Origin of the sequence: Streptomyces sp. M2CJ-2 (assembly GCF_016757295.1) — a bacterium.
In the GTDB taxonomy this organism is placed as follows: Bacteria; Actinomycetota; Actinomycetes; order Streptomycetales; family Streptomycetaceae; genus Streptomyces.
Map to the genome: position 1 here is coordinate 134,259 of NZ_JAESIF010000014.1, position 10,150 is coordinate 144,408.

At 73.1% G+C, this 10,150-nt stretch carries 8 protein-coding genes and 1 pseudogene; 7 read left to right on the forward strand and 2 right to left on the reverse strand.

All coding sequences use genetic code 11. From position 1 onward, the window contains the following. Positions 1 to 48 precede the first annotated feature (48 nt). Positions 49 to 1,131, forward strand: a complete 1,083-nt coding sequence (locus JL475_RS14340) for a heavy metal transporter (protein ID WP_307825049.1) — start codon at positions 49 to 51, stop codon at positions 1,129 to 1,131. Positions 1,132 to 1,465: 334 nt separating this feature from the next. Then, a pseudogene (locus JL475_RS39950) lies at positions 1,466 to 1,639 on the forward strand (ATP-binding protein); the annotation flags it as partial. Between the two features lie 212 nt (positions 1,640 to 1,851). Here the strand turns inward: JL475_RS39950 and JL475_RS14350 are convergent. Together JL475_RS14350 and fdxA are read right to left on the reverse strand one after the other, a co-directional pair. Further along, positions 1,852 to 2,949: a bifunctional succinyldiaminopimelate transaminase/glutamate-prephenate aminotransferase gene (locus JL475_RS14350; protein ID WP_202277979.1), complete on the reverse strand. Its 1,098-nt coding sequence runs from the start codon at positions 2,947 to 2,949 to the stop codon at positions 1,852 to 1,854. A gap of 189 nt (positions 2,950 to 3,138) precedes the next feature. Beyond that, the gene (gene fdxA / locus JL475_RS14355) at positions 3,139 to 3,456 is read right to left on the reverse strand and encodes a ferredoxin (protein WP_055572727.1); all 318 of its coding nucleotides are present in this window, start codon (positions 3,454 to 3,456) and stop codon (positions 3,139 to 3,141) included. A 140-nt stretch (positions 3,457 to 3,596) separates the two neighbouring features. Here fdxA and JL475_RS14360 point away from each other — a divergent pair, with 140 nt between their 5' ends. The 5 genes from JL475_RS14360 to JL475_RS14380 all read left to right on the forward strand — a co-directional run. Further along, positions 3,597 to 4,643, forward strand: a complete 1,047-nt coding sequence (locus JL475_RS14360) for a GNAT family N-acetyltransferase (RefSeq protein ID WP_202277980.1) — start codon at positions 3,597 to 3,599, stop codon at positions 4,641 to 4,643. Positions 4,644 to 4,660: 17 nt separating this feature from the next. Continuing rightward, positions 4,661 to 5,512, forward strand: a complete 852-nt coding sequence (locus JL475_RS14365; protein WP_202277981.1) for a transglutaminase-like domain-containing protein — start codon at positions 4,661 to 4,663, stop codon at positions 5,510 to 5,512. A 65-nt stretch (positions 5,513 to 5,577) separates the two neighbouring features. Further along, positions 5,578 to 6,051, forward strand: coding sequence for a MarR family winged helix-turn-helix transcriptional regulator (locus JL475_RS14370; protein ID WP_202277982.1), 474 nt, complete (start codon positions 5,578 to 5,580; stop codon positions 6,049 to 6,051). Positions 6,052 to 6,281: 230 nt separating this feature from the next. Continuing rightward, a complete protein-coding gene (locus JL475_RS14375; protein ID WP_202277983.1) occupies positions 6,282 to 7,931 on the forward strand; it encodes a DHA2 family efflux MFS transporter permease subunit in 1,650 nt (549 codons plus the stop codon). Between the two features lie 200 nt (positions 7,932 to 8,131). Next, positions 8,132 to 10,150 (forward strand): AAA family ATPase (locus JL475_RS14380; protein ID WP_202277984.1); only part of this gene is annotated, 2,019 nt, incomplete at its 3' end.

Below are 10,150 nucleotides of genomic sequence, written 5' to 3' on the forward strand. Positions count from 1 at the left end.
TGTCCACACCCGGCACACACGCCCCGTACTCTCCAGTACCTTGTACGCGTGTCAGAGCCACCTCTTCCTTCCAAGCGTCGGGGCCGCCTCTTCCGCTTCGGGGCGGCCTCCGTGGTTCTCCTCGGAGTCGCCGGCTACCTCGCGGTCCAGTACGAATCGGGGGGCGGCAGCGGTCCGGGCTGCCGCGTCGTGTCGGGCAAGGGCGACGGAGCCACGTACGAGTTCACTCCGGAGCAGGCGGTGAACGCGGCGACGATCACCGCCGTGGGCACCGCGCGCGAACTGCCCGAGCGGGCCGTGACGATCGCGCTGGCGACGGCCCTCCAGGAGTCGGCGCTGCGGAACATCGACTACGGCGACCGCGACTCGCTCGGCCTGTTCCAGCAGCGGCCCTCACAGGGCTGGGGCACACCGGAGGAGATCATGGACCCGGTGTACTCGGCGGAGAAGTTCTACGAGGGCCTGGAGAAGGTGCCGGGCTACACCCGGCTGCCGCTCACCGTCGCCGCGCAGCGGGTGCAGCTCAGCGGTTTCCCGCAGGCGTACGCCAAGCACGAGCCGGACGCCACCCTGCTGGCCGCCGCCCTCACCGGTCACTCGGCGGCCACCCTGACCTGCACGGGCCGTCCGGGGACGACCCGTGCGGCGGGTACGGACGCGGTACGCGCGGCACTGGCCCGGGACTTCGGAGGAGGCACGCTGGAACCGGCCGGCGCCGAGGTGAGCGACACGGCGGACTCCTCGGCCCCCTCCCCCGCGCCGTCCGCGCCGCCCTCGTCGTTCTCCACGCCCGCCGCACCCGCCGCGCCCTTGGCGGATGCCGGCGTCGACTCCGACGGGCGGACCGTGACGCTGTCGGTCCGCGCCGACGCCGACGCGGGACGGAAGGCCGGGGCACAGGGCTGGCAGCTCGCGCACTGGGCCGTGGCCAACGCCTCCGAGTTGCACATAGAGCGGGTGGCGTACGCCGGACGGGAGTGGACCGCGGGGAGCGCCGGCAACCGGTGGCGCGTGCTCGAGAACGAAACCGACGGCAAAACCGACGGCAAGAACAGCGGCAAGAACGGCGGCAAGAACACCGAGGCCGTGGGCGACGGCGCGGGCGAGGTCCGGATCACGACCGCGCAGTAGCCCACGCAGGAGCGCCGCACAGTGGTGCGAGAGGTCGCTCCCAGGGGTTGTGCGGAGTGCGGGCCGCTGACGGCGTGCACGGGTTGTCGCGTCGTCAGCCCTGGTCCGGCGGTGTCCCTTGGGACTGCGCTGCCGTAACCATTCGGCAGCCCGCCGAACCGCGCACCGTTGATCCGCTTTTATGCGCAGCCGATGATGCGACGCATTGCCAACTCTTTACGTCACCCTGCCGCAACCTTCCCGGCCTTCGAGCGGTAGTCACTGCGTCCGAGCCCGGGGATCGACACCGGGTCCGGACGGACACGCCATCGTCCCCTCCCGCTCAAGGAGCACCATGTCCCTCCCCCTGACCCGCCGGATCGCCCGTGCCGCGCTGCTCGTCGCCGCCGGAGCGGCCGCCGGGGTCGGTGCGGCCGGTTCCGCCGTCGCGGCCCCGGCGCTGCCGGCCACCCCGAACGTCGGCGGGCTGACCGCCCTGGACGGATCGAACCTGGCCTCCCCCGTGAACGACACGACGCAGGTCGTCAACGACGCCACGGGCACCACCGGCTCCCTCCCCCTGGACGGCGTGCCGACCGCCCACACCCTGCCGGCCGCGTCGCTGCCGATCGGCTGACCCGCCCGGCGCGTACGCCGGTGCACGCCCCCACGCGGACGGGGCCCGGGTTCTCCCGGGCCCCGTCCGCGCATGCCGTGCACTCCGGCGTCACGCTCGCCGCGTCACGCCTTCAGGCGCTCCACCGCCGCGCGTACGCGCTCGTCCGTGGCGGTCACGGCGACGCGTACGAACTTCTCGCCCGCCGGGCCGTAGAAGTCGCCCGGCGCGACCAGGACACCGCGCTCGGCGAGGCGGCCGACGGTGTCCCAGCAGGACTCGTCGCGGGTGGCCCACAAGTAGAGCCCGGCCTCGCTGTGCTCGATCCGGAAGCCGTGCCCCAGGAGGGCCATCCGCAGGGCGGTGCGGCGGGCCGCGTACCGCTCGCGCTGGACGCGCACGTGCTCGTCGTCGCCCAGCGCCGCCACCACGGCCGCCTGGGTGGGCGCCGAGGTCATCATGCCGCCGTGCTTGCGGATCTGCAGCAGCGGTCCGAGGACGTCGGGGTCGCCGGCCAGGAAGGCGGCGCGGTAGCCCGCGAGGTTGGACCTCTTGGACAGCGAGTGCACGGAGACGATGCCCTCGTACGAGCCGCCGTTGACGTCGGGGTGCAGCACCGAGACCGGTTCGGCGTCCCAGCCCAGTTCGAGGTAGCACTCGTCGGAGAAGACGAGGACGCCGTGCTCGCGGGCCCAGGCGACGATCCGGGTCAGCTCCGCCTTGGAGAGCACCTTGCCCGTCGGGTTGGACGGGGAGTTCAGCCAGAGGAGCTTCAGACCCGTCGGGTCCAGTTCGGTCGGGTCGTCGTACGCCTCGTGCTCCGCACGGGCCAGGCGGGCGCCGACCTCGTACGTCGGATAGGCCAGGCGCGGGTACGCCACCCGGTCGCCGGGGCCGAGGCCCAGCTGGGTGGGGAGCCAGGCGACCAGTTCCTTGGAGCCGACGACCGGCAGCACATGGTGGTGGGTGACCTCGCGGGCCCCCAGCCGACGCTCCACCCAGCGGGTGAGCGCGTCGCGCAGTTCCGGGGTGCCCCAGACCGTGGGATAGCCCGGGGAGTCCGCCGCGGCGATCAGGGCCTTCTGGATCCGTTCGGGGACCGGGTCGACGGGGGTGCCGACCGAGAGGTCGACGATGCCGTCGGGGTGCCCGGCGGCCGTCTTCTTGTAGGGCTCCAGCTTGTCCCAGGGAAAGGTGGGCAGCCGGTCGGAGACTGCGGACACGGGTTCTGGCTCACTTTCTGGTGCGGCACTGCTGCTGCGCTGCTGCTGCACCGGTACGGCAAACGCCCCGGCCCCGCACGACGATCGGATTCGATCGGACCGTACGGAACCGAGGCGGCACAGACGTGCGGGCCGCGCTCGACGGCAGACCCCGGATTCCGGGGCGCACCGATGCGCGAGCAGCGCGCTCTAGGCCTGCGGCGGCAGCGCGGCGATGAACGGGTGGTCTCGCTCGATCAGCCCCAGCTTGCTGGCGCCGCCGGGCGAGCCGAGATCGTCGAAGAACTCGACGTTCGCCTTGTAGTAGTCCTTCCACTCCTCGGGAGTGTCGTCCTCGTAGAAGATGGCCTCGACCGGGCAGACCGGTTCACAGGCGCCGCAGTCGACGCATTCGTCCGGGTGGATGTACAAGGACCGCTGGCCCTCGTAGATGCAGTCGACCGGGCACTCCTCGATGCACGCCTTGTCCTTCACGTCGACACAAGGCTGCGCGATGACGTAGGTCACGCTGTCGTTCCTCCTCGATTGGGCGCCGGCGGGCCTCCTCAGGCTCCGCCGCCTGGCGCGCGGGAGCGCGGCGTCGTCGATGCCCGCCCCTAGTATCTCCGTTCCCGGGCAAGATCCGAACAGGAGGGGTGAACTGACCTGTGGAAATATCTGCAGCCGGACGTCTCGAGGTCCGCGTCACCGCTGCTGACGTGGGCAAACGAGTCTCCGTACGGAGCTTGATCGAACATGGTCCGCCGGGCGAGAGGTTCACCGACACGGTCGGAGTTCTCATATCATGGGACAACGGTGTGCTGCGGATCACACGGAAGAACGGGGAAAGCGTCCGCATCGCGGAATCCACGCTGGTCGCGGCCAAGGTGATACCGCCCGCACCGGCCCGCAGGCGCGGTCCGGCCGCCTCGTACGAGGAACTGGCGCAGGTGGCCGCGCGGGCGTGGCGGCCGGTGGAGAGCGAGCGGCTGGGCGACTGGGAGCTGAGGGCGGCGGCCGGCTTCACCCGCCGGGCCAACTCCGTGCTGCCGCTCGGCGACCCGGGCATACCGCTGGACGAGGCGCTGACGGCCGTACGCCGCTGGTACGCCGACCGGGGGCTGCCCGCCTACCTCCAGACGGCGACCGGCGCCGCGGGCACGCAGGAGCAGCTGTGCGCGGAGCTGGAGCGGCGGGGCTGGGTGCGTGAGGTGACCGCCGAACTGTGGATCGGCGGCCTCGCCCCGATCGCCGACCTGGCCGACCCGTCCGACCTGACCGACCTGACCGAGGGATCCGGGGTCGTGCTGTCCCGGGAGGCCGACGAGGCGTGGCTCACGCGCTACCGGCGCAGGGGGGTGAGCGAGGTGGCCCTGGACGTCCTGAACGGAGGGCCCTCCGTGTGGTTCGCGACCGTGCCGGGCGACCCCGCGCCCGCCGCGATCGGGCGGTGCGTCGTCGACGGGCGGTGGGCGGGCTTCGCGGCGGTCGAGGTGGACCCGGCGCGGCGGCGGCGCGGGCTCGCGACGGCCGTGATGGCGGCGCTGGCCCGGCGGGCGCTCGACGAGGGCGCGTCGGCCGCCTGGCTCCAGGTCGAGGACGACAACGTGGAGGCACGCGCCCTGTACGACAGAATGGGCTTCGCCACGCATCACACGTACCACCACTACCGCGCGCCCGGCTCACCGGCTCCGGCAGGTGACGGATCGCCGTGAGAGGGCATTGACCGGTTATGCGCCCCCCCTGCCCCCCGCCCCCGGAACGGTCCGCCGAGCTGCGACGGCGGTTCACCGAGGAGGCCCGTTCCGAGCAGCCGGATCTGTCCACGCTCTGCCTGCTGGTCGGCGCGGAGGCGGACGGCACGCTGGACGAGACGGGCATGGACGCCGCGCAGATCGAACTGGACGCGCTGGCGGGCCGGCTCCCCTACCGGCCCGGCTCCCCGCACGCCTGGGCGACGGCACTGCGGGAGCTGCTGGGCGAGCGGTACGACTTCCACGGCACCCCGGGCGACTACCAGCGTCTGGAGTCGTCGCTGCTGCACGAGGTACTGCGCCGCCGGCGCGGGCTGCCGATCCTGCTGTCGGTGGTGTGGCTGGAGGTGGCCCGGCGGGCGGGCGCCCCGGTGTACGGGGTCGCGCTCCCCGGACATTTCGTGGTGGGCCTCGGCAAGGCGGAGCAGCAGGTGCTCGTCGATCCCTTCGACGGGGGGCGGGTGCTGACCGGGGCCGACGCGGATCTGCTGGTCGCCGGGGCCACGGGGGCTCCGCTGGACGCGTCGATGCTGACGCCGGCCGATCCGCTGGACGTCGTCCTGCGCATCCTGAACAACATCCGGGCGTGGGCGTCCGCCCGCCCGGAGCGGTCGGACGTGGCGCTGTGGGCGGTGGAGCTGTCCCTGCTGCTCCCCTCCCGGCCGGCCCGGCTGCGGTACGAACGGGCCCAGTTGCTGGTGCAGCGCGGTGACTTCGCCGACGGCGCGGACGAGCTGGAGGCGTACGCCGAGGTGGTGGCCGCGGTGGACGAGCCGACCGCGGAACGGATCCGAGGCCAGGCCCGAGCGGCACGGGCCCTGCTCAACTAGGGCCTGGAGGCACTGGCCGCATACCTCTCTTGACATAGGTATGACTGGATACTTATCATCTTCGGGTGTCCAGAAGCAGTGCCTCCGAACAGCGCGTCGCGTACGTGAGCTCCGAGCTCGCGGCGTGCCTGCCCGCGCTGCACCGGGCCCTGGACCGGCGGGTGGCGAGCGAGTATCCGCACCCGAAGCCGCCCGAGGGACAGCTCGCGCTGCTGAGGTTCGTCGCCCGGCGCGAGGGCGCCACGGTGCGCGAGGCGGCCGAGGCACTGCTGATGAAGCCCAACAACGTCAGCGCGCTGGTCTCCCAGCTCACGGAGCGGGGAGAACTGGAGCGCCGGCAGGACGGCGCCGACAAGCGGATCGCCCACCTCCACCTCACGGAGTCCTCGCGGCAGCGCATCGCCGAGGTGGGCGCTCTCGAGCAGAGTCATCTCGGCCGGGCGCTGCAGTCCCTCACCGACGGTGAGCTGGACGCGCTCGGTTCCGCCGTCGGCGCGCTGAAAACACTGGCCCGGCACCTCCACTCGGCAGCCCGCTGACGAGGGCGTCAGCACCGCGGGCACGCGCGTCGCGCGCGTGCCCGCGGTGAGGCGTCACCGCTCCTCCTCCCTTTCCCCCGAGGCAGTCCATCCCCGAGGCAGTGCTGCCTCGGGGCGGTTCCCCGTGGGCCGCCCCGCTCACGGCCCGGCCCCGCACACCCGGCTGCCCGAGCACGGCCATGCGCCGTGCGGTTCGTTCGTCCCCCTTTGAGAAAGAAACGGCTCTCTTCATGGCGTCCACACCCGTGGATCACTCCGCCCCCGCCCCCGGCACGGCTGCTTCCCCGCAGTCGACGCTCGAGCGTCTCCGGGCCAACCCCTGGCTCGCGCTGATCGCGGTGTCGTTCGGCCTGCTCATGGTGCAGCTCGACGGTTCCGTCGTCGCCATCGCCAACCCGGCGATCGGCAAGGACCTCGGGGCCAGCACCGCGGAACTGCAGTGGGTCACCAACTCCTACCTGATCGCGCTCGCCGCCTCGATGATCCTCGGCGGCAAGCTCGGCGACCGGTTCGGCCGGCGCTTCCACTACCTCGTCGGCGTCGGCGGGTTCGTCGTCACCTCGGTCGTGATCGGCCTGGTCGGCAGCATCGAGGGGGTCATCGTCTTCCGCGCCCTGCAGGGTGTGGCGGGCGGCATCCTGATGCCCAACACCCTGGGCATCCTGCGCGCCGTCTTCCCGCCGAAGCGGTTCGCGCTCGCGGTGGGCATCTGGGGCATGGTCTCGGCCGTGTCGACCTCGCTGGGCCCGATCGTCGGCGGTCTGCTCGTCGAGCACGTCAACTGGGAGTCGGTGTTCTACCTGAACGCGCCGATCGGCGTCGTCGCGCTGCTGTTCAGCATGGCGGTCCTCGCCGAGTCCAAGAACTCCACCGGACGGCACCGCTTCGACATCCCCGGCGTCGTCCTGCTCGCCGCGGGCATGGTCGCCCTGGTCTTCGGCATCGTCAAGGGCGAGACGTGGGGCTGGACCTCCGCCGGAACCCTCGGCGCCATCGTCCTCGGCCTGGCACTCCTGGTCGTCTTCGGCTGGTACGAGACCCGGCAGGAGCACCCGCTGCTGCCGATGCGCCTGTTCCGCAACCGGTCGCTGACCACCGGCGCGGTCATGACCCTGCTGAACTTCTTCGTGATGCTCGGCGGCATCTTCTTCATCATGCTGTACCTGCAGAACGTGCGGGGCTACACGCCGGTCGAGGCCGGTATCAGCACCCTGCCGATGTCGATCGCGTCGCTGTTCGCCTCTCCGATCGGCTCCCAGCTGACCGCCCGCTTCGGCGCGCGCGTCACGATCCCGCTGGGTCTGGTCCTCTCGGCCGCCGCCATGTTCGGCATGCTCACCTGGACCGTCGACTCGTCCTACGCGACGATGTGGCCGCCGTTCGTCGCGATGGGTCTCGGCGTCGGCATCGTGCTGCCCGCCACCGCCGCCGCGATCATCGGCAACGCGCCGGTCAGGGACGGCGGTGTGGCGTCCGGTCTGCAGTCCACGATGCTGCAGATCGGTGGCGCGCTCGGTACCTCGGTGCTGGTCACCGTGATCGCCGGCCGGGTCGGCTCCACGCTGTTCGGCGAGCTGACCGCCGCGGGTGTCCCGACGGACACGGCGCACGGCCTGGCGCAGGCCGAGGACGCCGTCACGATGGGCATCGCCCCGGTCGCCGGCGACATGTCGGCGCAGCTCAGGGCCGCCGTCGTCGAGGGCAGCGGCCAGGCGTTCGTCAACGGTCTGCACTCCGCCGTCACCGTCACCGGCGCCCTGTGCGTCCTCGGTGCCGTGGCCGCCGTCCTCGGCATCAAGAGCCGCGCCGAGGAGGCGAAGAACATGCGTGCCCAGACGGCGGACGCCGAGGAGCCCGCGGTGGTCGTCGCCGCCCACTGAGCCACCGCACACACGCGCGCGGGCGGTCCTTGAGAGGCGGCGCTGCCGGGGTCGGACTCTCGACCCCGGCAGCGCCGCCTCCGTGTCTTCCCGGGCCGCCCCGGCCCGGACACGGCCGCGACGCGCGGGTCAGGACGAACGCTGGGATGCTGGGAGGGAAGCGCCGCGCGTGACGCGGCCGACGGTGGGTGGTGAGCGCCATGGCCATCGACGACGTCCCGGAGCAGGACACTCCCGGACTCCCCGGGGTCGATCCCCGGGGGGACCCGTTCCTGCGGACCCGGTACGCCATCCCCCCCAGACCGGTCACGTTCCTGTGCCGGGAGCGTCTGATCCGGCATCTCGACGCCGCCCTCGCCACACCTCTGACGATCGTCAACGGGGCGGCGGGAGCCGGCAAGACCCTGCTCGTCGCGGACTGGGCGGCCGGTCTCGGCCTGCCCGTGGCCTGGTTCACCACCGACGCGCCGAATCTGCGTCCCGGCGTGTTCTGGGCGTACGTCCTGCGGGCCCTGCACACCGCCGGGGTGCCGGTCCCCGCGGCGGTGGGCTGTCCCGCCGACCCGAGCCGGGTGGACGAGGTGCTGCTGAACCGGCTGGCCGCCGAACTGAGCGGCCCGGCGGCGGCGCGGCGGCCGGCGGTCCTCGTGCTCGACGAGTTCGACCGGGTCACCGCGCCGGAGACGGCCGCCCAGCTGGACTTCGTCCTGCGGCACGCCGGAGGGGGCCTGCGTCTGGTCGTGGTGTCCCGTACGGAACCGCTGCTGCCGCTGCACCGCTACCGGGCCGCCGGGGAGCTGACGGAGATCCGGGACGCGGAACTGGCGTTCACCGCGCGGGAGGCCGGCGAACTGCTCGACCGGCACGGACTGTCCCTGCCCGCGCCCGTCGCGAACGCCCTCGTGGACCGTACCGGGGGGTGGGCCGCCGGGCTGCGGCTGTGCGCGCTGGCCGCGCGGGAGAGCCCCGACCCGGAGACGTATCTGAAGGAGTTCGAGGCCGGGCAGAGCACGGTGGCCGACTTCCTGCTGGCCGAGGTGCTGAACATCCAGCCGCCCGACACGCAGGACCTGCTGCTGCGGGTCAGTGTCCTGGAGCGGTTCTGCCCCGACCTCGCGAACGCGCTGACGGGGCGCTTCGACGCCGGGCCCGTACTGCACTCCCTGCACCACCGCAACGCCTTCGTGCAGCACCTCGGGCACTCCTGGTACGGCCTGCACCCGTTGTTCGCGGAGATCCTGCGGGCCCATCTGGCGGTGCGGCACCCCGGTCTGGCACCGGAACTGCACCGGCGGGCCGCGCACTGGCTGAAGGACGCGGGATTCCTGCCGGAGACGCTCGTCCACGGTGCCGCCGCCGGTGACTGGGACTTCACCGCCGGCACCCTGGTCTCCGATCTGGCCATCGGCCAGCTGTTCACCGGGCTGCGCTCGGCCGGTCTGGACGACCTGTTCTCCCGTATGGCGCCCGACGTGACGGGCCCCGCGCCGGAACTCGTCCGGGCGGCCCGCGACCTGGCCCGCGGCGATCTGGACCGGGGGCCGGCCCATCTGGAGCGCGCCGGCAGGCAGTTGGCCGAGGGGGCCGCGGACCCGGCGGCGGCGCGGCTGTGCTGGGCGCTGCTGGAGGTGCTGACGGCCCGGCTGACGGGGTCCTCGGCGCGTGCGGAGCGGGCCGCCCGGCTGGCCGGGGAGCTGCGCGGTGCCGTACCCGCCGAGCTGCTGGACCGGCATCCCGAGCTCACCGCGCTGCTGTTGACCCATCTGGGCTCGGCCCGGCTGTGGGCGGGCCGCTTCGAGGAGGCCCGGACGGCCCTGACCGCGGCCGCCACCGGGCCAGAGGGGGCGTCGACCGCGCTGCCCAGGGAGGACGCCCTGGCCCAGCTCGCGCTGATCGACCAGCTCAACGGCTGGCCCGGCCGGGCGGAGCACAAGGCGTCCCAGGCCCTGGCCGAGACCGCGCGGTACAGCCTTCCCGGCCCTCCCGGCACCGGCATGGAGCGGCTGGTGCTGGCGGCGGTGGCGGTGGACCGCGACGAGCTGGACCGGGCACAGGAACTGCTCGACGAGGCGGTCACCCCCGCGGAGGAGGACGGCTCGCACGACCCGGTCGCGCTGGCGGGGCGGGCCGTCGCCACGGCCCGGCTGCTGCTGGCCCGCGGCGATGCGCGCGCCGCCGCCCGGGCGGCCCGGCCGGACGTCACCGCCGAGGCGCCCTCC

Bases quoted from the DNA above. Each gene is read 5' to 3' on its own strand.
- JL475_RS14365 (WP_202277981.1), top strand. From the start codon at position 4,661: ATGCGCCCCCCCTGCCCCCCGCCCCCGGAACGGTCCGCCGAGCTGCGA.
- JL475_RS14375 (WP_202277983.1), top strand. From the start codon at position 6,282: ATGGCGTCCACACCCGTGGATCACTCCGCCCCCGCCCCCGGCACGGCT.